18 protein-coding genes are annotated in these 22526 nt (G+C 58.8%); 12 read left to right on the top strand and 6 right to left on the bottom strand.

The window, feature by feature from the left end:
* The first annotated feature begins 27 nt into the window (after positions 1 to 27).
* From K5K95_RS04505 to K5K95_RS04520, 4 genes are all read left to right on the top strand, one after another.
* The gene (locus K5K95_RS04505; RefSeq protein ID WP_222588525.1) at positions 28 to 516 is read left to right on the top strand and encodes a DUF3015 domain-containing protein; all 489 of its coding nucleotides are present in this window, start codon (positions 28 to 30) and stop codon (positions 514 to 516) included.
* Positions 517 to 610: 94 nt separating this feature from the next.
* Complete coding sequence (locus K5K95_RS04510) at positions 611 to 2464, top strand: DUF4105 domain-containing protein (RefSeq protein ID WP_222588526.1); 1854 nt, start codon at positions 611 to 613, stop codon at positions 2462 to 2464.
* A 219-nt stretch (positions 2465 to 2683) separates the two neighbouring features.
* On the top strand, positions 2684 to 3040 hold the full coding sequence (locus K5K95_RS04515) for a hypothetical protein (protein ID WP_222588527.1): 357 nt from the start codon (positions 2684 to 2686) through the stop codon (positions 3038 to 3040).
* A gap of 70 nt (positions 3041 to 3110) precedes the next feature.
* Positions 3111 to 3605, top strand: coding sequence for a GreA/GreB family elongation factor (locus tag K5K95_RS04520; RefSeq protein WP_222588528.1), 495 nt, complete (start codon positions 3111 to 3113; stop codon positions 3603 to 3605).
* Between the two features lie 188 nt (positions 3606 to 3793).
* Here the strand turns inward: K5K95_RS04520 and ettA are convergent, their stop codons facing one another.
* A complete protein-coding gene (gene ettA, locus K5K95_RS04525; protein WP_222588529.1) occupies positions 3794 to 5458 on the bottom strand; it encodes an energy-dependent translational throttle protein EttA in 1665 nt (554 codons plus the stop codon).
* 282 nt (positions 5459 to 5740) lie between these two features.
* Here ettA and K5K95_RS04530 point away from each other — a divergent pair, with 282 nt between their 5' ends.
* The 6 genes from K5K95_RS04530 (at position 5741) to K5K95_RS04555 (ending at position 15056) form a co-directional block, all read left to right on the top strand.
* The gene (locus K5K95_RS04530; protein WP_222588530.1) at positions 5741 to 9589 is read left to right on the top strand and encodes a bifunctional diguanylate cyclase/phosphodiesterase; all 3849 of its coding nucleotides are present in this window, start codon (positions 5741 to 5743) and stop codon (positions 9587 to 9589) included.
* Positions 9590 to 9806: 217 nt separating this feature from the next.
* Positions 9807 to 11060: a serine hydroxymethyltransferase gene (glyA, locus tag K5K95_RS04535; RefSeq protein WP_222588531.1), complete on the top strand. Its 1254-nt coding sequence runs from the start codon at positions 9807 to 9809 to the stop codon at positions 11058 to 11060.
* 272 nt (positions 11061 to 11332) lie between these two features.
* Positions 11333 to 11899 carry a hypothetical protein gene (locus K5K95_RS04540; RefSeq protein WP_222588532.1) on the top strand — a complete coding sequence of 189 codons (567 nt, stop codon included), beginning with the start codon at positions 11333 to 11335 and terminating at the stop codon, positions 11897 to 11899.
* 356 nt (positions 11900 to 12255) lie between these two features.
* A complete protein-coding gene (locus K5K95_RS04545) occupies positions 12256 to 13569 on the top strand; it encodes a C4-dicarboxylate transporter DctA (RefSeq protein ID WP_222588533.1) in 1314 nt (437 codons plus the stop codon).
* Positions 13570 to 13636: 67 nt separating this feature from the next.
* Positions 13637 to 14341 (top strand): FadR/GntR family transcriptional regulator, encoded by a 705-nt coding sequence (locus K5K95_RS04550; protein WP_222588534.1) that lies wholly within the window; start codon positions 13637 to 13639, stop codon positions 14339 to 14341.
* 25 nt (positions 14342 to 14366) lie between these two features.
* Positions 14367 to 15056, top strand: a complete 690-nt coding sequence (locus K5K95_RS04555; RefSeq protein ID WP_222588535.1) for a GntR family transcriptional regulator — start codon at positions 14367 to 14369, stop codon at positions 15054 to 15056.
* A gap of 110 nt (positions 15057 to 15166) precedes the next feature.
* On the opposite strand, the gene yjiA is transcribed toward K5K95_RS04555, so the two are convergent.
* The 3 genes from yjiA to K5K95_RS04570 all read right to left on the bottom strand — a co-directional run bounded on the left by yjiA (position 15167) and on the right by K5K95_RS04570 (position 18581).
* Positions 15167 to 16138 carry a GTPase gene (gene yjiA, locus K5K95_RS04560; RefSeq protein WP_222588536.1) on the bottom strand — a complete coding sequence of 324 codons (972 nt, stop codon included), beginning with the start codon at positions 16136 to 16138 and terminating at the stop codon, positions 15167 to 15169.
* A 163-nt stretch (positions 16139 to 16301) separates the two neighbouring features.
* Positions 16302 to 16499, bottom strand: a complete 198-nt coding sequence (locus tag K5K95_RS04565) for a YbdD/YjiX family protein (protein ID WP_007895266.1) — start codon at positions 16497 to 16499, stop codon at positions 16302 to 16304.
* A gap of 15 nt (positions 16500 to 16514) precedes the next feature.
* Entirely contained in the window at positions 16515 to 18581 is a 2067-nt protein-coding gene (locus K5K95_RS04570; protein WP_222588537.1) for a carbon starvation CstA family protein, read from the bottom strand.
* A 158-nt stretch (positions 18582 to 18739) separates the two neighbouring features.
* Here K5K95_RS04570 and K5K95_RS04575 point away from each other — a divergent pair, with 158 nt between their 5' ends.
* Positions 18740 to 19108, top strand: coding sequence for a PilZ domain-containing protein (locus tag K5K95_RS04575; protein WP_222588538.1), 369 nt, complete (start codon positions 18740 to 18742; stop codon positions 19106 to 19108).
* Between the two features lie 131 nt (positions 19109 to 19239).
* Here K5K95_RS04575 and radA read toward each other — a convergent pair whose 3' ends face one another.
* Complete coding sequence (gene radA, locus K5K95_RS04580) at positions 19240 to 20607, bottom strand: DNA repair protein RadA (RefSeq protein WP_222588539.1); 1368 nt, start codon at positions 20605 to 20607, stop codon at positions 19240 to 19242.
* 590 nt (positions 20608 to 21197) lie between these two features.
* Here radA and mscL point away from each other — a divergent pair.
* A complete protein-coding gene (mscL, locus tag K5K95_RS04585) occupies positions 21198 to 21611 on the top strand; it encodes a large-conductance mechanosensitive channel protein MscL (RefSeq protein ID WP_019581290.1) in 414 nt (137 codons plus the stop codon).
* 44 nt (positions 21612 to 21655) lie between these two features.
* Here mscL and K5K95_RS04590 read toward each other — a convergent pair whose 3' ends face one another.
* Entirely contained in the window at positions 21656 to 22432 is a 777-nt protein-coding gene (locus K5K95_RS04590; protein WP_222588540.1) for a ferredoxin--NADP reductase, read from the bottom strand.
* Positions 22433 to 22526 lie beyond the last annotated feature (94 nt).

Consider the following 22526-nt stretch of genomic DNA (forward strand, 5'->3'; position numbering starts at 1 on the left):
TGGTATGCACACAAAGAGAACATAGCTATGAAACGGATTCTTCTCGGTACTCTCTTCACCGTTGTATCCCTCAACGCCATGGCACAGGCGCCAGGCGGCCCGGATTGCGGTTGGGGCAACATGCTGTTCGAAGGTCAGCGTGGCACTCCGGCTCACTTCCTGGCATCCACCACTAACGGCACGTCCGGCAACGCAACATTTGGTATGACTTCCGGTACCAACGGTTGCTCGACTAACGCGTCGCTGACCTATGGCGGCAAATCCTGGCTTGCCATGAATGGCATGATGAACGAGTTGTCCGAAGACATGGCTAAAGGCAATGGCGAAGCGCTGACGACCTATGCCGTGGTACTGGGCGTGGCGCCGGAAGACCGTGCGCACTTCGCCACTGTGACTCACGAGCACTTCCAGCAGATCTTCAGCAAGGCTGACGTGACCGCTGAAGACGTGCATACCAACACCCTCGCTATCCTGAAGTCCGATCCACGTCTGGCCAAGTACGCTACTCAAGCTTAAGCTCGGCTCTGCCCGCTCCTCTCGAGGCGCGGGTTTTATTTTTTGGACCCGTCCCTCTTTGGGTCTTCGTTTTTTTCGACTTAAGTTGCCCACTATGCTCAAACGCCTTGCCTGGCTGGCGCTCTGTGTCTGCGCCCCGCTGTCCGCCGCGCCACACATTGATGATCAACGTTTGCAGCAACTGGCCAATGACCCTTTCTGGATTTCCCTGGGCCATTACGAAACCGGCAAGCTCGGCGGCTGGCGCAGCTATGTCAGCGACAAGAAGTTCTTTCTGGCGCCCGACGGCAATGAACATCCCGACCGCGAACTGGCCGCCACCGTGCAGGCGCTGTACGCACCGGCCAGCGCTGGCGAACGGCATGCCCAATGCGTCTACCCGGCCCGTACCCGCTGGCTGAAGGCACAGCTCAACCTGACGGATCTTCCGGCACTCGATTGTGCTGAATTCAAGCAGTGGTTCAAGGATGTCTCGCCCCACAGCGCGGTGATGATTTTCCCGGCGGCTTATCTGAACAGCCCTTCATCAATGTTCGGCCATACCTTGCTGCGCATCGACCAGGCCGATGTAGAGAGCGACAAGACCTCACTGCTCAGTTACGCGATTAACTTCGGCGCCTATATCGAAGGTTCGGACAACAGCATCCTTTACGCCTGGAAAGGCTTGATGGGCGGTTATCCGGGGCTGTTCGCACTGGTGCCCTATCAGGAAAAACTCTCGGAATACCGCAGCCTCGAAAATCGTGATCTGTGGGAGTACCGGCTGAACCTGACGCAGGCCGAAACCGAGCGCATGGTCGAGCACGTCTGGGAGTTGAAGCAGATCCAGTTCGACTATTTCTTCTTCGACGAAAACTGCTCTTATCGCCTGCTGGAGTTGCTGCAAGTGGCGCGGCCGAGTCTGCGCCTGACCGAGCAATTCCCGCTCACGGCGATTCCGACCGACACCGTCAAGGCCGTGAAAGAAGCCGGGTTGGTGCAGTCCATCCAATATCGTCCATCACGCGAGCGGGAGCTGTTGAGCCGCGCGCAGCCGTTGAACGATGAAGAACAGCAGTGGGTGCTGAAAGTCAGCGCCGACCAGAAGCAGCTGCAGGCACCGGCGTTCAAGGCGCAACCACGCGAGCGTCAGGCGCTGATCATCGATGCGGCTTACCGACTTGAACGTTATCGCGCCAATGGTCAGGAACGCGATCCGGAACGGGCGCAACGCAGTTTCGAACTGCTGCGGGCGATCAACCAGAACCCGCCGCCAGAGCTGGACATCCCGCGCCCCGGCCTGCCCGAGAACGGTCATGAATCGCGCACCTGGCAGGCCGGCATCGGCACCCGGGGCGACAAGGCCTTTGGCGAATATGGCCTGCGCATGGCTTATCACGACCTCAACGATAACGCCGAGAGCTTCCCGCTCGGCGCACAGATCGAAATCCTGCAGATGAAACTGCGCCAATACGAAGGCAATCACTGGCAGTTGCAGCAACTCGACCTGGCGACCATCCGCTCCCTGACGCCGCGCAATGAGCTGTTGCAGCCGTTGTCGTGGCAAGTCACTGGCGGCCTGGAGCGAGTGCCGGGCAAGCATGACGACGAAACATTGGTCAGCCACGTCAACGGCGGTGCCGGCGGTACCTGGCAACTGAGCGAAGACATGCTCGGCTTTGCGCTAGGCACGGTGCGCATCGAACACAACAGCGACTTCGCCGGGTTCGTTGCCCCCGCGGCCGGCTTCAACAGCGGCTTGCTGTGGAAAAACCCGCTCGGCAACTTCAGCCTGGAAGCCAAGGGCGATTTCTTCACCAATGGCGAAGTGCGCCGCAGCATGAGCCTGAACCAGCAGTGGGAATTGTCGCGCAACCTTGGGCTGCGCCTGAGCGCCCAGCGCGAATTCAGCCACCTCTCCAGTCCCGAGAACGAAGTGATGCTTGAGGTGAAGTGGTATCACTATTGACCCAGAAATGCCGCGATTTCCCTGTGGGAGCGGGCTTGCTCGCGAAGGCGGAGTGTCAGTCGCCATCAATGTTGGCTGACACTCCGCCTTCGCGAGCAAGCCCGCTCCCACAAGGGATTTGCGTGGTCAAACGGATTAATCACAGGCCTTTCACATACGCCTGACGCATTCACTCCTAGACTTCACTTGTAGGCCGTTGAAACGGTCCGGGAGTCAGGGATGTGGCGTTGCGCAGCGGTGCTGGGGTTGTTGATGTTAATTGCGGGTTGCCAGACGACCCACGAGGATCTGATTGCCAAAGGCTATCCACCGGCCTTCGCCGATGGTTTCGATGATGGTTGCAGCAGTGGCCGGCAGGCCGCCGGGGCCATCACCGGCGAGTTTCGCAAGAACGTCCCGCGCTACCTCAAGGACAAGCAATACGCCGAAGGCTGGAGCGACGGTTTCCGGCAGTGCCAGGCCATGCGCGAAAGTGAAGATCGCGCGGACTATCACAGCCGCCATTGGGACGATCGGGACAAAGCCTGGCAGCAACAGAAAGACCAGGGCGCTGCCCGGGCCTATCGCTCGCCATGAGTCGCTGACAGACATCCATCGAAACTAAAAGACTGCAACCATGGCCCAAACCCTATAACGGGAGAAAACCATGAGTCGCGCCTTCGTCAATGAAGATAACGCCGCCGCGCAAGCCGATCAGCCAGTCGAACGGCAAGTCAGCGCGCAGCCCAATTACGTCACGCCCGCCGGGCTTGCGCAGCTTCAGGCGAAAGTTGCCGAGGTGCAAAACCTGCTCAATGAACAGAGCGCGAAAGGAGACCTGGCCGACAAACAGCGCCAGGCCGACCTCGAGCGTGACTGGCGATATTTCAACCAACGCCTGCAAAGCGCCCAGTTAGTCGTACCGGCCTCCTCGACCGAGAAGGTGCAGATGGGCGCCTGGGTGACGTTTGCCGATGAACAGGGCAACGAACAGCGTGTGCAGTTGGTCGGCGAGGATCAGGCGGATGCCGCCAGCGGATTGATCAATTGGGGTTCGCCACTGGGACGGGCGCTGTTGGGTGCGCAGGTTGGGGATGAGGTGGTGTGGAAGCGGCCGGTGGGGGATTTGGTGATTGAGGTTCTGGGCATAGAGGTTGGGTGACCTTAAGGCCGCCATCGCGAGCAAGCTCGCTCCCACAGTGGATTAGCAGTGGGCTTCAGATTTGAAGCCAACCCGAATCCCTGTGGGAGCGAGCCTGCTCGCGATAGTCGCGCCGCGATTTACCTGAATGACACCCACAAAAAAACGGAGCCTAGAAGGCTCCGTTTTTTCATGCAACCGACCCGATATCAGGCCAGTTTCTTGTGCCGTACACGATGCGGCTGGGAAGCCGCTTCGCCGAGGCGTTTCTTGCGATCGGCTTCGTACTCGGTGTAGTTACCTTCGAAGAACACCGCTTGCGAATCGTCTTCGTACGCCAGGATGTGTGTCGCGACGCGGTCAAGGAACCACCGATCGTGAGAGATCACAATCGCAGCGCCCGGGAAGTCCAACAGGGCTTCTTCCAGGGAACGCAGGGTTTCAACGTCGAGGTCGTTGGACGGTTCGTCGAGCAGCAGGACGTTGCCGCCCTCTTTCAGGGTCAGGGCCAGGTGCAAGCGACCACGCTCACCACCGGACAGGTCCTTGACGAACTTCTGTTGATCGCCACCCTTGAAGTTGAAGCGACCGACGTAGGTACGCGACGGAATCTCGTAGTTGCCGATGCGGATCTGGTCCGAACCGTCGGAGATTTGCTGGAACACAGTCTTGCTGCCGTCCAGGTCTTCGCGGCTCTGATCCACACAAGCAAGCTGCACGGTTTCGCCGACTTCGATGGTGCCCGAATCCGGTTGTTCCTTGCCCATCAGCATGCGGAACAGGGTCGATTTACCGGCACCGTTACCGCCGATCACGCCAACGATGGCGCCTTTAGGCATGGAGAACGAAAGGTTGTCGATCAACACGCGATCGCCATAACCCTTGGAAACGTTCTTGAACTCGATGACCTTGTCGCCCAGGCGCGGACCGGCCGGGATGTAGATCTCGTTGGTTTCGCTGCGCTTCTGGAATTCCTGCGATTGCATTTCTTCGAAGCGTTGCAGACGAGCCTTGGATTTGGACTGGCGGGCCTTGGCGCCTTTGCGCACCCACTCCAGTTCTTCCTTCATGGCTTTTTCGTGGGCCGACTGTTGCTTGGATTCGGCGGCCAGACGATCGGACTTGGCTTCGAGCCAACCCGAATAGTTGCCCTCGTAAGGGATACCGGCGCCACGGTCGAGCTCGAGGATCCAGCCGGCAACGTTGTCCAGGAAGTAACGGTCGTGCGTGATCGCAACCACGGTGCCCGGGAAATCGTGCAGGAAATGCTCCAGCCACGCGACGGAATCGGCGTCCAGGTGGTTGGTCGGTTCGTCGAGCAGCAGCATGTCAGGGGCGGACAGCAGCAGACGGCACAGGGCCACACGACGCTTTTCACCACCGGACAGGAATTCGATCTTGGCATCCCACGCCGGCAGACGCAGCGCATCGGCGGCGACTTCCAGTTGGCGATCCAGGTTGTGACCGTCGCTCGCTTGCAGGATGGCTTCGAGTTTGGCCTGTTCAGCGGCCAGTTTGTCGAAGTCGGCGTCTTCATCCGCGTAAGCGGCGTAGACCTCGTCCAGGCGAGCCTGGGCGTTCTTGATCACGCTGACGGCTTCCTCGACCACTTCACGCACGGTCTTGGTCGGGTCCAGGATCGGTTCTTGCGGCAGGTAACCGATGTTCAGCTCCGGCATCGGGCGGGCTTCGCCTTCGAACTCGGTGTCGACGCCGGCCATGATTTTCAGCAGCGTGGACTTACCCGAACCGTTGAGGCCGAGTACGCCGATCTTGGCGCCGGGGAAAAATGACAGCGAAATGTTTTTCAGGATTTCCCGCTTCGGCGGAACAACTTTGCCCAGCCGATGCATGGTGAATACATATTGAGCCATGGAGAACCTTGGGTCAGTGACAGATGATTTGGAGCGCAGGCGTTGCCCGGCCAGACCGTGCGCGTCGTCCGCTTGACGGGTATCAATGCGTGCGCGCTGAAAAAGTCTGAGTTTAGGAGCTGGAACGCTCCCGCGTAACCGGCAAAGCTACCTGAATGACAGATGGCAGTCCAGCCAGTAGGGGCTGGCACTTCGCCACAACACAAGGCATGCTAGCCGCCCTTCGGGCGTCCGGCTTATAGTGCACGTCGCGCCAGTCCAGCCAAACCGCAGGATTACAGTTTGTCTAACGTCTCTCCGCCATCGTCCGTGAGCGCACCGCAGCCTGCGCCCGGCTCGCCCCTGCGCGGATCCTTGAAGGGCGCGTTGGCGACACTCGTGCTGTTGCTGCTCGCGCTGCTGTTCTGGCAGCTGCTGGATCAGCTTCGCGAAACCCAGAAAAGCCAGCGCCAATACACCATCGATTACACCGCCGACCTGGCCTCGCAAGTCAGCCTGAACATGGCGCTGAACGCGCAGATCGCCCTGAATCTGCTACCGATCGTCGAACAACCGCAAAGTGACGACGAACAGCAGGCGTTGCTGCGCAAGCTGCAACAGTCGCTGCCTGGACTGCGCAGCCTGGCGTTGCTCAGCCCTTCCGGAAAAATACTCAGCGACAGCGCCGCCGACAGCGATGACGCCGACTACCTGAGCGACCTGGTCCGGCGCAGCCGCGCCCAGGCCCATTATTTCAGCAATGCCGACGACGGTTCAGTCGTGCATCTGCTGCTGCATCAAGCCAGCGGCAGCACCCGTGGCTATTGGGCCCTACGCCTGACACCGGGCTTTTTTTCGTCACTGACCCAACAGAATGAGGCCGGTATCCGCCCGTTGTGGCTGGTGGAGAACCGCGTCAATCACCAAATCATCAGCCGTGATGAAGCGTCGCCTTCAACCCGTCAGGGCGTGTTGTCCCCGGACGACCTGACCAACAGTGTCCTGACAGTGCCGCTGAGCAACAGCGACTGGCAATTGCGCGGGCTGTTCGACCGTCAGCAAGTGCTCGAGCAATTGTTGCCGGCATTCATTGGCAAATGCCTGTTGGGCCTGGCGTTTTCCCTGCTGCCGTTCATCGCGCTGCTGAACATGCGCCGCCGACAACGCCAACTGCATGAAGGCCGCCGACGCTATCACGATATTTTCGAAGGCACCGGCGTGGCCCTTTGTGTGCTGGACGTCTCAGGGCTAAAGAGCTTCTTTGACAAGGCCCAACTGCACAGCAGCGAACAACTCGCTGCATGGCTCAAGAACCCGGAGCAACGCCAGCAACTGCTGTCGGAGCTGCGCGTTACCGAGGTCAATCAGGTCGCCCTGCAACTGCTTAACGTCAATTCCTGCGCCCAAGCCTGGAAACTGCTGATTGACGGCTCTGCGCTGGATGGCACCGCCATCGGCCATCAAGTGCTTGAAACGGTCCTCAACCAGCAGAAACAGCTTGAGCTGGAAATCAAGCTTCAGGATGCCAGCGGCCGCGACCAGCATCTGTGGCTGGTGCTGCGCCTGCCGGAAAACCAGGAGGACTATAAAGCGGTCATCCTGAGCATCACCGACATCACCAGCCGCAAACTCATCGAGCTGTCGCTGCTGGAGCGCGAAGGCTTTTGGTCCGACGTGGTGCGCACCGTACCGGATCACCTGTATGTGCAGGACGTGATCAGCCAACGGATGATCTTCAGTAACCATCACCTGGGGCAGACGCTCGGCTACAACCGCACCGAGCTGCACCAGATGGGCGAGTATTTCTGGGAAATCCTCCTGCATCCCGAAGACGCCGATGAGTACCACCGCTCGCGCCAGACCCAGCGCCAAGGGGGATACACCCAGCTGCTGCAATGCCAGCTGCGTTTCCGTCATCGCGACGGCAAATGGCGACGGTTCGATATTCGCGAACAGGCGCTGGCGCGGGATAAACACGATCAAGTCACACGAATCATCGGCGTGGCCAAGGACATCACCGATCAGATTGAAGCCAGTGAATCCCTGCGTGACAGCGAACAGCGTTACCGGATGCTCGCCGAAAGCATCAGCGACGTGATTTTCTCCACCGACAGCAAGCTGGCGCTCAACTACGTCAGTCCTTCGGTGCAGGCGGTGCTGGGTTTCGACGCCGACTGGATCTTCCAGAACGGCTGGCAGTCGACCATCGCCAACCCGCAACAATTGACCGGCATCTACAGTCTGATGGACCGGGTCAGCAAAGCGCTGAACAAACCCGACCAACTGGCGCTGCTGCGCAGTCAGGTGCAGACCCAACTGTTCCTGTTCGATTGCCTGCGGGCTGACGGCCGCAAGATCCCGATCGAACTGCGGCTGGTGCTGGTCTGGGACGAACACGGCGCCTTCGAAGGCGTGCTGGGCGTCGGTCGCGACATTAGCCAGCAGCGCCGCGCGGAGAAAGACCTGCGCATGGCGGCCACTGTATTTGAACACTCCACGTCGGCGATCCTGATCACCGACCCGGCTGGCTACATTGTCCAGGCCAACGAAGCGTTCAGCCGCGTCAGCGGTTATGCCGTGGAGCAGGTGCTGGACCAGTTGCCGAACATGCTGACCGTCGACGAACAGCAGGAAGCCCACCTGCGCTACGTGCTCAAGCAGCTGCATCAGAACAGCACCTGGGAAGGTGAAGTCTGGCTCAAGCGGCGCAATGGCGAACACTATCCGGCCTGGGTCGGCATCACCGCCGTGCTCGACGATGAAGGCGATCTGGCCAGCTACGTGTGCTTCTTCAGCGACATCAGCGAGCGCAAGGCCAGCGAACAGCGGATCCACCGCCTCGCCTATTACGACGCCTTGACCCACCTGCCCAACCGCACGTTGTTCCAGGACCGTCTGCACACGGCGCTGCAATCGGCCGAGCGGCAGAAGTCGTGGGTGGTGCTGATGTTCCTCGACCTCGACCGCTTCAAGCCGATCAACGACTCCCTCGGCCACGCCGCCGGCGATCGCATGCTCAAGGAAATGGCCACGCGCCTGCTCGGTTGCGTCGATGATGACGACACCGTGGCGCGCATGGGCGGTGACGAGTTCACCCTGCTGCTGCAACCGCGGGCCAACCGGGAAGTGGCGTTGAACCGGGCGATTCATGTTGCCGAACAGATCCTCGCCAGCCTGGTGAAGCCGTTCGTGCTCGAAGGCCGCGAGTTTTTCGTCACCGCCAGTATCGGTATCGCGCTGAGCCCGCAGGATGGCAACGAACTCAGTCAGCTGATGAAGAACGCCGACACCGCGATGTATCACGCCAAGGAGCGCGGCAAGAACAACTTCCAGTTCTATCAGGCGGACATGAACGCCAGCGCCCTGGAGCGTCTGGAACTGGAAAGCGACTTGCGTCATGCCTTGGAACAGGACGAATTCGTTCTGTACTACCAGCCGCAGTTCAGTGGCGACGGCAAACGCCTGACCGGCGCCGAAGCGTTGTTGCGCTGGCGTCATCCGCGCCGTGGCCTGGTGCCGCCGGGGGATTTCATTCCGGTGCTCGAAGAGCTCGGGCTGGTGGTGGATGTCGGCGACTGGGTGATCAGCGAAGCCTGCCGCCAACTCAAGACCTGGCATCAGGCCAAGGTGCGGGTGCCGAAGGTCTCGGTGAACATTTCGGCCCGGCAGTTCTCCGACGGCCAGCTCGGCACACGGATCGCCACGATTCTCAGGGAAACCGGCCTGCCGCCGGCGTGCCTGGAGCTGGAACTGACCGAAAGTATCCTGATGCGCGAAGTCAGCGAAGCGATGCAGATACTCGCCGGGCTGAAAAACCTCGGCCTGAGCATTGCAGTCGACGACTTCGGTACCGGTTACTCATCGCTCAACTACCTCAAGCAATTCCCGATCGATGTGCTGAAAATCGACCGCACCTTCGTCGATGGGCTGCCGTCGGGCGAACAGGATGCACAGATTGCCCGGGCGATCATCGCCATGGCCCACAGCCTGAACCTGGCGGTGATCGCCGAAGGCGTGGAAACCCATGAGCAACTCGACTTCCTGCGCGAGCATGGGTGCGATGAGGTTCAGGGGTATCTGTTCGGACGACCGATGCCGGCCAACCGGTTCGAGGCGCAGTTCAGCAATGATGCGCTCTTCATGTTTGATTGATTGGAGCCAACAGCTCCAATCAATCAAACATGAAGAAAGTTGGAAGCTTCAAGTGGCAAGCTTCAAGCAACGGCCAGTCCGCTTTTGACTTGCCGTTTGAGGCTTGCAGCTAGAAGCTGAATTCCTTTCGTCTGCGACATGATGTCCTTTCATATGCCATCTAAAAGCGGTTGGGTTAGAATGCCCCCCTTTTCTGCCCCGATCCTTGAGGACCGCCATGTTCAGCCGTGATTTGACTATTGCCAAGTACGACGCCGATCTTTTTGCCGCCATGGAGCAAGAAGCTCAGCGCCAGGAAGAACACATCGAGCTGATCGCTTCGGAAAACTACACCAGCCCAGCGGTGATGGAAGCTCAAGGCTCGGTATTGACCAACAAATACGCCGAAGGCTATCCGGGCAAGCGCTACTACGGTGGTTGCGAGTTCGTCGACGTGGTTGAGCAACTGGCCATCGACCGTGCAAAAGAACTGTTCGGCGCCGATTACGCCAACGTTCAGCCACACGCCGGCTCCCAAGCCAACAGCGCCGTCTACCTGGCACTGCTGCAAGCGGGCGACACCATCCTGGGCATGAGCCTGGCCCACGGCGGTCACCTGACCCACGGCGCCAGCGTTTCGTCCTCCGGCAAGCTGTACAACGCCGTTCAGTACGGCATCGACGCCAATGGCCTGATCGACTACGACGAAGTCGAGCGCCTGGCCGTTGAGCACAAACCGAAAATGATCGTGGCTGGTTTCTCTGCCTACTCGCAGATCCTCGACTTCCCACGCTTCCGCGCTATCGCTGACAAGGTCGGCGCCTACCTGTTCGTCGACATGGCTCACGTGGCCGGTCTGGTCGCCGCTGGCGTCTACCCGAACCCGGTGCCATTCGCTGACGTCGTGACCACCACCACGCACAAGACCCTGCGCGGTCCACGTGGCGGCCTGATCCTGGCTCGCGCCAACGCCGACATCGAGAAGAAGCTGAACTCCGCAGTATTCCCGGGCGCCCAGGGTGGCCCGCTGGAGCACGTGATCGCCGCCAAGGCAATCTGCTTCAAGGAAGCGCTGCAGCCTGAGTTCAAGGCTTACCAGCAACAAGTAGTGAAGAACGCCAAGGCCATGGCCGGCGTGTTCATCGAGCGCGGTTTTGACGTGGTCTCCGGCGGTACTGAAAACCACCTGTTCCTGCTCTCGCTGATCAAGCAGGAAATCTCCGGTAAAGACGCCGACGCCGCTCTGGGCAAAGCGTTCATCACCGTGAACAAGAACTCCGTGCCAAACGATCCACGCTCCCCGTTCGTCACCTCCGGCCTGCGCTTCGGCACTCCGGCTGTGACCACTCGTGGCTTCAAGGAAGCCGAGTGCAAAGAGCTGGCGGGCTGGATCTGCGACATCCTGGCTGACCTGAACAACGAAGCGGTGATCGACGCCGTTCGTGAGAAGGTCAAGGCCATCTGCAAGAAGCTGCCGGTGTACGGCGCTTAACTGCACCGCTGAACCGCAGCACAAAAACCGGCCAGTGATGGCCGGTTTTTTTATATCTTCAATTCGATATATCCGCGCATTAACAGCCCCCCTAAAAATCCCATAGCAACTATACGACCGTACACACCCCACCACAGAAACAGCTTGCAAAGTTACTCCACACACACGTCGCACGTAAAACTCTTACTATTCGAACACTCAGAAAACTTCTAGCCAGACTTCTTGCTTTCAATAACGGAAGAGCGCTAATCCCCCGAATAGAGAGACTGACCATGAGTTCCAATCGACAAAAATCCTTTACGGCAACCCTTGGCACCCACGATACACTTTTGCACTTTCTAAACTTGCTGCACGCACCTCGAGCCCTTGTCACTTATTCATTTGGCAGTGGCGGGTTCTTTACCGGAAAACGGCAACAGCGAGACGACTCGAATTTTCTAGGTCTGCGCCCCGAGGTCCCGGTAAACGCCAAACCCCGTCTCCTCCTGTACTTCAGGTACACCGGCAGTGATTACAGGCTCTACATCCGCACGCCGGGACCGTATTTCGGCAAATGCCTGAGTATCAGTGACACGGGGCTTGTGGGTGCATACCCTGTTGCAGGATCAACTACATTCAATCTGGTCGACCGGCGTCATAACATTCTGACGCTGGATAATATAAAACAAGACTACCCGGAAATTTATATTCAAGCCAAAGGCTCTGGCCTTCTGCATAAATACAAACTTCACGACTCCAAGTATATTTATATCGGCGACCGGCGTGGAGCCCCGTTGCTTTTCAACTTAATCATTCAAGAAAGAAACGCACCCGACCTCAGCACACCGGATGAAGATTAAAGGCTTGATAAGCGCAGGCACACTTAGAAACATAAACTAATCAAAGCAAGTCGTTGGGATAACAGCGACGACGGCAGGCATTTGCCTGACGCTCGGTCAATGCAAAGTCGCCGCCCCCCAAAAAACCGGACAGTGATGACCGGTTTTTTTTCACCTGCAAAACCGCTCAAGCACGGGCCTTGACGTCGAACTGGTAAGACCGGTCATGCCAATTTTGCTTTTTCCACTTGCGAACCCTTAAAACCTGCGTCTAGACTGCGCCTGCACTGGACATACCGGTAAGACCACAATAATTAAGTCCTGAATCTGATGCGTTCAAGCGCACGGCAGCCAGGACACCGACCAGGATTCCTCCCATGCTCAGATGGTGCTCGCGTTCAATCTTCCTCCAAGTGGTTCTCGGACTGGTGCTCGGCATCGTCTGCGGGCTGACCCTTCCTGAATACTCTGCCCAGCTCAAACCGCTCGGCGACGGCTTCATCAAACTGATCAAGATGCTCATCGGCCTGATCGTGTTCTGTGTGGTGGTCAGTGGTATCAGCGGCGCGGGCGACTTGAAGAAGGTCGGACGCATCGGCCTGAAATCAGTGATCTACTTCGAAATCCTGACCACCATCGCGCTGGTGATTGGCCTGGTGTTCGCCTTCAGTACCGGGATCGGCAGCGGCGCGAACATTCATCTGGATCAGCTTTCGGCCGCCGACATGGGCGACATCGCTCAGCGCGGCCAACACATGCACACCACCACGCAGTTTCTGATGGACCTGATCCCAACCTCGGTGATCGGCGCCTTCGCGGACAACAATATTCTGCAAGTGCTGCTGTTTTCAGTGCTGTTCGGCAGCGCGCTGAACCTTGTCGGTGAAGCGGCCTCCGGAATTTCCCGGCTGATCAACGAACTCAGCCACGTGATCTTCCGCATCATGGGCATGATTGTGCGTCTGGCGCCGATCGGCGTGTTCGGCGCCATCGCCTTTACCACCAGCAAATATGGTCTGGACTCGTTGCAGCATCTGGGCAGCCTGGTCGGCCTGTTTTACCTGACCTGCGTGGCGTTCGTGTCGCTGATTCTCGGCCTGGTGATGCGCCTGTCCGGCCTGCGGATGTGGCCACTGCTCAAATACCTGCGCGAAGAACTGCTGATCGTCATGGGCACCGCTTCTTCCGACGCTGTGCTGCCACAGATCATGCGCAAGCTTGAGCATCTGGGCATCGGCAGTTCCACCGTGGGGTTGGTGATTCCTACGGGCTACTCCTTCAACCTCGATGGATTCTCGATCTACCTGACGCTTGCCATCGTCTTCATCGCCAACGCCACCGGTACGCCGCTGGCGATGACCGACTTGCTGACCATTCTGCTGGTGTCGCTGATCACCTCCAAAGGTGCCCACGGGATTCCCGGCTCGGCGCTGGTGATTCTGGCGGCGACCCTGACGGCGATCCCGGCGATTCCGGTGGTTGGCCTGGTACTGGTGCTGGCGGTGGACTGGTTCATGGGGATCGGCCGGGCGCTGACCAACCTGATCGGCAACTGCGTCGCCACCGTGGCGATCGCCCGTTGGGAGAAGGACATCGATATCCAGCGAGCGAACAAGGTGCTTTCCGGTCAGGTGGGTTATACCTTCCAGCCGAGAAAACCGGTGGCGCCGGCGCATCAGCAGGAATTTTGAATAATCGCCGTGTCTGCCCGCGGGCAGGCACGGCCATCAACCGTTTTGGATGCTCATGGAGCGAACAGTGATTACCTCGTCGACCGTTGTGAATTCAGTCGTGGAAAAACTCCGGGCCGCTTTGGCCCGTGGTCAGTGGCGTTCCGGTGACATGTTGCCAGGGCAACGTGAACTGGCCGAACAACTGGGCATCAGCCGTCCGAGCCTGCGTGAAGCGGTGATCGTGCTGGAAACCCTCGGCCTGGTGCGCTCAATGCCGGGCAAAGGCGTGGTGGTGCTGGAAGCCAACCTCAGCGACAGTCAAAGCCATGACAGCGCGGTGGCCGGCGCCAGCCTGGAAGATGTGCTGCAACTGCGCTACACCCTGGAGCCGTTCATTGTCGGCCTGGTCGCGCAGTCGATCAGCAGCAAGGAAGTCGGGCAATTGCGCTTGACCCTGATGGACATGCGCGAGGCGTTGGACGCCAACGACAGCGAGGCTGGGGTCAACGCCTACATCGCGTTCCACGAGGAGCTGTTCACCCTGACCTCGAACCCGATCTTCCAGAGCGTGGTGCAGCAAACCAGCAACGCCCTCAAGCAAAGCGCCGAGGTGCTGCGCAATTCGCCGGAGCATCTGGCAGAACGCCTGGAAGAAAACGAAGCCGTGGTGCGCGCCATCCGCAGCAAGAACAGCGCCCAGGCCAGTGCCGAAATGCGTCGACACATCCTTCGCGAAGGCCAACGCATGGGCATTGAATTGAACATCCCGGACGACAACCTCGGCAGTTGAACCCTCTTCGAACTGGAGACAGGCCATGAACAGCTTCGCCTCACCGCAGACGCTTGCCGCCCTGCCCTTCCCCTCGCCGGCGGACACTCTTTATTCGCGGGTTTTCGATGCCATTCTTGAACAGCGCATCGATGCGACCAGTCGCTTTACCGAAGAAAGCCTGGCGCAGATGTTCGGCGCTCGGCGCAGTGAAATTCGTGGTGTGCTGACCCGCCTGTCCCATCAGCACGTCATCGTTCTTCGCACGAACCACCGTCCCCGTGTCGCCGCGCTCGACCACGAGCAAACCCGGCAGATGCTGCATGCCCGGCGGCTGACCGAGACCACGCTAGTGCGCCTGGCCTGCCAGCAATCCCACCCGCAAGATTTCAAGCCGCTACGAGCCTTGATCGACAGCGAGCGCGACTGCACCGCACGCGGTCCGGCCATTCGCTTATCAGGGGAGTTTCATTTGCGCTTGGCAGAAATGGCCGGGAATGCACCGTTGGCGCATTTCCTTGGCAGCCTGGTGCCACTGACTTCGCTGGCAATTGCGCATTTTGATGCACAGGCGCGAGGCTATTGCGTCTGGCAGGTGCACGAAGCACTGGTTGATGCCGTGGAGAAAAGGGATGGGCAGAAGGCCCAGACTCTACTCAGCCATCATCTGGATCATCTGGAAGAGATGTTGCTGAACACGGTGCTTACATCAAGTCTGAATCGCGTTGCAGGTTAAATCGCCATCGTCGGATCGCCGCCCGGAGCCGGTTCGCTCCCACAGGAATGCAGTCCAAATGTGGGGAGCGAACTTGCTCGCGATGAGCGTCTCAAGCTTGATGCAGAGCCTTACTCCGCCGCAACTCGCGCAAACCCTTCCCGAATCTTCTCTTCCGGCAAATCATCGGCAATGAACACGATCACGCTTTCGCGCGCTTCGTCGTCAGCCCATTCCGTGTCCCAATCGAAGCCGTACAACTTCAGAACCCCCTGGAACACCATCCGCCGTGGCTCGCCCAGAATGCTCAACACCCCTTTGTAACGCAGCAATTGCTTGCCATGCTCTTCCAGCAACTCATTCATGAACTCACTGAGCTTGTCGATATCCAGCGGCTTGTCAGTGCGCAGCACCAGGCTGGAAATCCGGTCGATGGACGGCGCTTTGCTAACCGGGCGCAAGCTCACACCGCCACCGAGATCGGCGTTGAGATTGAAACCGCGCACGTCGAGCAGTTCGGCCAGATCGATCTTGCCGTGGTCGACCACGCGGATCGGCGCACGACGGTTGATGCGCGTGAGGCGTTCGCTGAGGGCCGTGAACGTGGCCTCGTCCACCAGATCCCGCTTGCTCACCAGCAGGCGGTCGGCGAATCCGATCTGCGCCTGGGCGATGGTCTGGGTCAGGTGAGTGTCGGCGTGGGCCGCGTCCACCAGCGTGATGATGCCATCAAGGATGTAGCGCTCGCGCAGCTCTTCATCGATAAAAAATGTTTGTGCGACCGGTGCTGGATCGGCCAGGCCGGTGCATTCGATCACCAGGCGATCGAAGGCGATTTCGCCGCTGTCCAGCCGCTCGAGCAACAGGTACAGGGCTTTGGTCAGGTCGGTGTGGATGGTGCAGCACACGCAACCATTGGACAGTGTCATCACTTGCACCGGCTCTTCACCCAGCAATTGGGTGTCGATACCGGCGTCACTGAATTCGTTCTCGATCACGGCGATTTTCAGGCCGTGCTCGGCTTTGAGCAGGTGGCGCAACAGCGTGGTTTTACCGGCGCCGAGGAAGCCGCTGAGGATCGTCACGGGGATGGGAGAGGACAACTGGAGTCTCCTGTTTCACAAAATTAGAAAACAACACGAAACAAATGTGGGAGCGGGCTTGCTCGCGAAGGCGGTGTGTCAGTCGACATCAACATTGACTGACACACCGCCTTCGCGAGCAAGCCCGCTCCCACAGGGGTATTGCATCAAACCGGCTGTTGCATCAACAGCATTTCGGCCCACCCTTGCCGCCGTAACGAGCCTCTTGGCGTTCCCGGAAGAACATCTCGTAGCTCATCACCGGCTTGTCCGGGTGTTTGGTTTGCATATGCTCGACGTAGTTGTCGTAGTCGGGCATGCCGACCATCAGGCGCGCGGCCTGACCGAGGTATTTACCGAGGCGACTCAGGTCATTGAACATGTTTGCAATCCTCGATTACGCGTCTGGAACAGCCTGGAATGGCGCTTCTTTATCCGTACGCTCTTTGCTGCCCCAGGCGGAAATACCGACCTTGAGCGCATAGAACAGGATGCTGAAGACCACGAACAGGAACAGTGCCGTCAGTGTGGCGTTGGTATAGGCGTTGAAGATCACGTGCTGCATCTGCGTAATGTCCTTGGCCGGGGCGAGGATCTGACCGTTGGCCAGCGCATCGCTGTATTTTTTCGCCAGTGACAGGAAGCCGATCGCCGGGTTGGCGTCAAACAGCTTGATGAAGCCGGCGGTGACGGTGCAGATCAGCAGCCACGCGGCGGGCAGCATGGTCACCCACACATAGCGCTGGCGTTTCATTTTGATCAGCACAACGGTAGCCAACATCAGCGCGATACCGGCCAGCATCTGGTTGGAGATACCGAACAGTGGCCACAAGGTGTTGATGCCGCCCAGTGGATCGATCACGCCCTGATACAGCAACCAACCCCACATCGCCACACAACCGGCGGTGGCGATCAGGTTGGCGGTCCAGGATTCGGTGCGTTTCAGCGACGGCACGAAGGAGCCGAGCAAGTCCTGCAGCATGAAGCGCCCGGCACGCGTGCCGGCGTCCACCGCGGTCAGGATGAACAGCGCTTCGAACAGGATCGCGAAGTGGTACCAGAACGCCATGGTGTTTTCACCTGGCAGGACACTGTGCAGGATCTGCGCGATACCGACCGCCAGGGTCGGCGCACCGCCAGCACGGGCCAGAACGGTGGTTTCACCGATGTCCTTGGCCACCGCTAGCAACGCGTCAGGGGTAATGGCAAAGCCCCAGCTGCTGACGGTTTGCGCCACAGCCACCACGTCACCGCCGACGACCGCTGCCGGGCTGTTCATGGCGAAATACACGCCCGGCTCGATCACCGACGCGGCGACCATGGCCATGATGGCGACGAAGGATTCCATCAACATCGCGCCGTAACCGATGTACCGGGCGTTCACCTCGTTATCCAGCAGTTTCGGCGTGGTGCCCGAAGAAATCAGCGCATGGAAACCCGAGACCGCGCCACAGGCGATGGTGATGAACAGGAACGGGAACAGACCGCCCTTCCACACCGGACCGGTGCCGTCGATGAACTGGGTCAAGGCCGGCATTTTCAGCTCGGGCATCGTGACCAGAATGCCAATCGCCAGCGCCACGATGGTGCCGATTTTGAGGAAGGTAGACAGGTAGTCGCGCGGCGCCAGAATCAGCCAGACCGGTAACGAGGCGGCCACGAAACCGTAACCGACCAGCATCCAGGTGATCTGGATACCCGTGAAGCTGAAGGCCTTGGCCCAGAACGGATCGGCAGCAATTTGCCCGCCCAGCCAGATCGAACCGAGCAGCAATAGCACGCCGACCACGGAGATTTCACCGATGCGACCCGGGCGGATGTAGCGCATGTAGATGCCCATGAACATCGCAATCGGAATGGTCGCCATCACCGTGAAAATGCCCCATGGGCTCTCCGCCAGGGCCTTGACCACGATCAGTGCCAGCACCGCGAGGATGATGATCATGATCAGGAAGCAGCCAAACAGCGCAATGGTCCCGGGGATGCGGCCCATTTCTTCACGGACCATGTCGCCCAAAGAGCGACCGTTGCGGCGGGTGGACATGAACAGGACCATGAAGTCCTGAACAGCACCGGCCAGCACCACCCCGGCAATCAGCCACAGCGTACCGGGCAAGTAACCCATTTGTGCGGCCAAGACCGGACCGACCAGCGGCCCCGCGCCGGCGATGGCAGCGAAGTGGTGACCGAAAAGGATGTGTTTGTTGGTCGGCACATAGTCCAGACCATCATTGTTGAGCACGGCGGGGGTCGCCCGTCGCGGATCGAGTTGCATCACATTGGTAGCGATGAACAGACTGTAATAGCGGTATGCAACCAGATAAATGGCCACGGCAGCGACCACGATCCACAAGGCGTTGATCGCCTCGCCTCGGCGCAATGCCACGACACCCAGGGCGCACGCTCCCACGATTGCCAGCAGAAGCCAGGGTAAATGGCGTAGCAGGCTATTATTATTTTTCATTTTAGATTCCAGCCAGAGTGGACAAGAAAGACAGCCACCCCGAGTTTAGCTCTCCTGACGGCAAAGGCCATACCCCGACATTGGTCTAGCGGCTTGCATGCGCTGGCGGGCTCTATCAATGCGGGTCTATAGTCAGCGCACATCCAGAGGATTGCGCCATGAGCGAGCACCCTAACGATCGTCGCCGCTTCAAACGTATTGCGTTCGATGCCCGAACCGAGTTGAGCCAAGGGGAATTCACCTGGCCGGTGAAGCTGATCGACCTGTCGCTCAAAGGATTGCTGATCGAGAAGCCCGAGCCGTGGCCAGGTAATCCAGACTGGCATTTCCTGGTGGATATTCATCTGAACGAGGACGTCGAGATCAAGATGGATGTGATGTTGGCCCATGACGATCATGGCCAGCTCGGCTTCGTCTGCAAGCACATCAGCCTGGAATCCATCGAGCGCCTGCGCCGATTGATCGAATTCAACCTGGGCGACCCCGAAGAACTTGAGCGCGAATTGGGCGCCCTGATCGAAACCTAAAGACCAGCATTATTCAAATGTGGGAGCGAGCTTGCTCGCGATAGCGGTTTAGCATTCAACGATGATGTTGACTGATGGTCCGCCTTCGCGGGCAAGCCCGCTCCCACAGGGGGGGTATTCAATCCGGCAGGTTATTCGAACAGCGCGTCGAGAGCCTGTTCCAGACGGGTCACGGCAATAATCTGCAGACCCGGCGGCGCCTCTTTCGGTGCATTGCCCTTGGGCACAATGGCGCGCTTGAACCCGTGTTTGGCTGCTTCTTTCAAGCGCTCCTGACCGCTCGGCACCGGGCGGACTTCCCCAGACAAGCCGACTTCGCCAAACACCAACAAATCATGGGGCAGCGGCCGGTTGCGCAAACTGGACATGACCGCGGCCATCAACGCCAGGTCGGAAGCGGTCTCCAACACCTTCACGCCGCCGACCACGTTGAGAAACACGTCCTGATCATGGGTCGGAATACCGCCATGACGGTGCAACACTGCCAGCAACATCGCGAGGCGATTTTGGTCCAGCCCCAGGGTTACCCGCCGCGGGTTCGCCAGGTGGCTGTCATCTACCAGCGCCTGGACTTCCACCAACATCGGCCGCGTCCCTTCCCACGTCGCCATGACCACGCTGCCCGGCACTTCTTCCTGAGCGCGGGTGAGGAAAATTGCAGACGGATTGGAGACTTCTTTCAGGCCTTTGTCGGTCATGCCGAATACGCCCAACTCGTTGACGGCACCGAAACGGTTTTTCACCGCCCGCAGCAGGCGCAAACGTCCATCGGACTCGCCTTCGAAATACAACACCGTATCGACCATGTGCTCCAGCACCCGCGGCCCGGCCAGCGCGCCTTCTTTAGTCACGTGGCCCACCAGGAAAATCGCCGTGCCACTTTGCTTGGCGTACCGCACCAACAATGCAGCACTTTCCCGCACCTGCGACACGCCGCCCGGAGCCGACTGTAGCTGCTCGGTGAAAATGGTCTGAATCGAGTCGATCACCATCACCTTGGGCTTCTCGACCCGGGCGGTGGCAATGATGGTTTCGATGCAGGTTTCGGTCATGACCCGCAGTTGATCCTGAGGCAAGCCCAGGCGACGGGCGCGCATGGCCACTTGCTGCTGGGATTCTTCGCCGGTGACATACAGCGCCGGCATGACTTTGGCGAGGTTGCACAAGGTTTGCAGCAGGATGGTCGACTTGCCGATGCCGGGGTCGCCACCAATCAACACCACCGAACCATCGACCAGACCACCGCCCAATACCCGATCCAGTTCACCGGACGCGGTGGAAAAACGCGGGATTTCTTCGACGCTGACTTCGGCCAGGGTCTTGATCTGTGCCTGTTGACCGGTCCAGCCGGTGCGACCGCTTGGGGCTGCGGCACCACCACTTTCCACCATGGTTTCCGTCAGGGTGTTCCAGGCCCCGCACTCGCCGCACTGGCCAGCCCACTTGGGGAAGGTTGAGCCGCACTCGGTGCAGCCGTACATGCGCTTGGCCTTGGCCATCTGAACTCCCGGCAAAAAACGCGATGATAGCTCAGCCGGGATGAATGCGCAGCGAAGTGAACCCGTATTTCCTGTGCAGAACTTTCCATCGCCGTAACACATAAGCCATAGTGCAAAGGATGAAGATTTGTACAACTGCGTTCAACAATAATGAGGCCCCACTCGATATACGCCCCTTAAAAACTGTACACACCATTAATAATCCAAACTCGAATGTACAACTTCGTTGTTAAACTTAATTTCCCACTACCGATTTTCAAACAACGGAGCTCAACTTCTAATAAAGATTGGCATCTATTCTCAATCACGCCATAGCTTACTGCAAAAAAACGCCCCCTATAGACCCTCTCCTCTTACCAACAGTTAGTGACAATAAAGCTAATCACGCAAAAGAAACAAACACCCCGTCCATAGCAAAAAAACGAGTTCACAAAGCCCGCCGTTTTCGCAGCAACGATGACGTTTCGTAAACTTTTTTCCATGGACCGGGCCAATCGCTGGCACGCATCAAAACCGGGTGTTTCAAGCAGAACGCGTCTCACTGATTTACACTGCGTTCACCAACCTCATCTGTAACAAGGAAATAACCTATGGGCGTGATAAGTGAGTTCAAGGCCTTCGCGGTCAAAGGGAACGTGGTCGACATGGCTGTCGGTATTATCATCGGCGCGGCGTTCGGCAAGATCGTTTCGTCGTTTGTCGGCGATGTGGTGATGCCGCCCATTGGCTTGCTGATCGGCGGGGTGGACTTCAGTGACCTGGCCATTACGCTCAAGGCTGCCAACGGTAATGTCCCGGCCGTGGTGCTGGCGTACGGCAAGTTCATCCAGAGCATGATCGACTTCATCATCGTCGCTTTCGCGATCTTCATGGGTGTCAAAGCGATCAACCGCCTGAAACGCGAGGAGGCCGTCGCGCCGACCTTGCCGCCCGTTCCGACCAAGGAGGAAGAGCTGTTGAGCGAAATCCGCGACCTGCTCAAGGCTCAGAACAATCGGCCCTGATAGCGGCTTGCAACAAGAAACGGCGCCTTGCGGGCGCCGTTTTTTTACCAGAAATTTTCCACCGCCACCTGTCCTGGACGACGGCTGAGGCTCAAGTGCATGTCGCGCTGTTTGAGCAACTTGCGCGTGTCATCGATCATCTGGGGGTTGCCGCAGAGCATCACCCGCGAATGCTCCGGCGTCAGCGCCACGCCGGCCACCCGCTCCAGCTCGCCATTTTCTATCAGTGTGGTGATTCGCCCGTTCAAGGCACCGGGGTGCTGCTCGCGGGTAACGGTCGTGATGAATTGCAATTTGTGGGTGTGCTCGGCCAGATAATCGCGCTGCGCCAATCCCGCGATCAGGTCCTGATACGCCAGTTCACGGGCTTCGCGCACGCTGTAGACAAGGATGATCCGCTCAAACTTCTCCCACACCTCGAAGTCCTGCAGGATCGACAGGAACGGCGCCACGCCTGTGCCGGTGGACAGCAACCACAGATCCCGGCCATCGATGAAGCGGTCTAGTGTCAGGTAACCAAAGGCCTGACGGTCCACCAGCAGCGTATCGCCAACCTCCAGGCGACTGAGTTCGCTGGTGAACTCCCCACCCGGCACGACAATAGAGAAGAATTCAAGAAACTCGTCAAAAGGTGACGAAACCATTGAATAGGCGCGCCACACCGTGCTGCCGTCGGCCCGGGACACGCCCAGCCGAGCGAATTGCCCTGCCCGAAATCGAAACCCGGGATCCCTGGTGGCCCGCAAGGTGAACAGGTTGGGGGTCAATGGCTGAACGTCGGTCAGGGTCTGGCGAGTGAATTTTTCTGCACTGGCGGTCATGAGGCACTCCCTTCAACAGATAACCCAGTGTCCCGCAAAGCAGGCGATGTAAACACCGGTTATTTGTAGTGTCTTTAGAGAGTGCCATTATTTC

The organism is Pseudomonas sp. DR48 (genome assembly GCF_019823085.1).
Lineage (GTDB): Bacteria > Pseudomonadota > Gammaproteobacteria > Pseudomonadales > Pseudomonadaceae > Aquipseudomonas.

What these genes read in the sequence shown, in the direction of transcription:
- K5K95_RS04520 (WP_222588528.1), top strand. Translation starts at nt 3,111, where the DNA reads ATGAGTCGCGCCTTCGTCAATGAAGATAACGCCGCCGCGCAAGCCGAT.
- K5K95_RS04540 (WP_222588532.1), top strand. Translation starts at nt 11,333, where the DNA reads ATGAGTTCCAATCGACAAAAATCCTTTACGGCAACCCTTGGCACCCAC.
- K5K95_RS04570 (WP_222588537.1), bottom strand. Translation starts at nt 18,581, where the DNA reads ATGAAAAATAATAATAGCCTGCTACGCCATTTACCCTGGCTTCTGCTG.
- ettA (WP_222588529.1), bottom strand. Translation starts at nt 5,458, where the DNA reads ATGGCTCAATATGTATTCACCATGCATCGGCTGGGCAAAGTTGTTCCG.
- K5K95_RS04575 (WP_222588538.1), top strand. Translation starts at nt 18,740, where the DNA reads ATGAGCGAGCACCCTAACGATCGTCGCCGCTTCAAACGTATTGCGTTC.
- K5K95_RS04590 (WP_222588540.1), bottom strand. Translation starts at nt 22,432, where the DNA reads ATGACCGCCAGTGCAGAAAAATTCACTCGCCAGACCCTGACCGACGTT.
- glyA (WP_222588531.1), top strand. Translation starts at nt 9,807, where the DNA reads ATGTTCAGCCGTGATTTGACTATTGCCAAGTACGACGCCGATCTTTTT.
- radA (WP_222588539.1), bottom strand. Translation starts at nt 20,607, where the DNA reads ATGGCCAAGGCCAAGCGCATGTACGGCTGCACCGAGTGCGGCTCAACC.
- K5K95_RS04565 (WP_007895266.1), bottom strand. Translation starts at nt 16,499, where the DNA reads ATGTTCAATGACCTGAGTCGCCTCGGTAAATACCTCGGTCAGGCCGCG.
- K5K95_RS04545 (WP_222588533.1), top strand. Translation starts at nt 12,256, where the DNA reads ATGCTCAGATGGTGCTCGCGTTCAATCTTCCTCCAAGTGGTTCTCGGA.
- K5K95_RS04510 (WP_222588526.1), top strand. Translation starts at nt 611, where the DNA reads ATGCTCAAACGCCTTGCCTGGCTGGCGCTCTGTGTCTGCGCCCCGCTG.
- K5K95_RS04515 (WP_222588527.1), top strand. Translation starts at nt 2,684, where the DNA reads ATGTGGCGTTGCGCAGCGGTGCTGGGGTTGTTGATGTTAATTGCGGGT.
- K5K95_RS04505 (WP_222588525.1), top strand. Translation starts at nt 28, where the DNA reads ATGAAACGGATTCTTCTCGGTACTCTCTTCACCGTTGTATCCCTCAAC.
- K5K95_RS04555 (WP_222588535.1), top strand. Translation starts at nt 14,367, where the DNA reads ATGAACAGCTTCGCCTCACCGCAGACGCTTGCCGCCCTGCCCTTCCCC.
- mscL (WP_019581290.1), top strand. Translation starts at nt 21,198, where the DNA reads ATGGGCGTGATAAGTGAGTTCAAGGCCTTCGCGGTCAAAGGGAACGTG.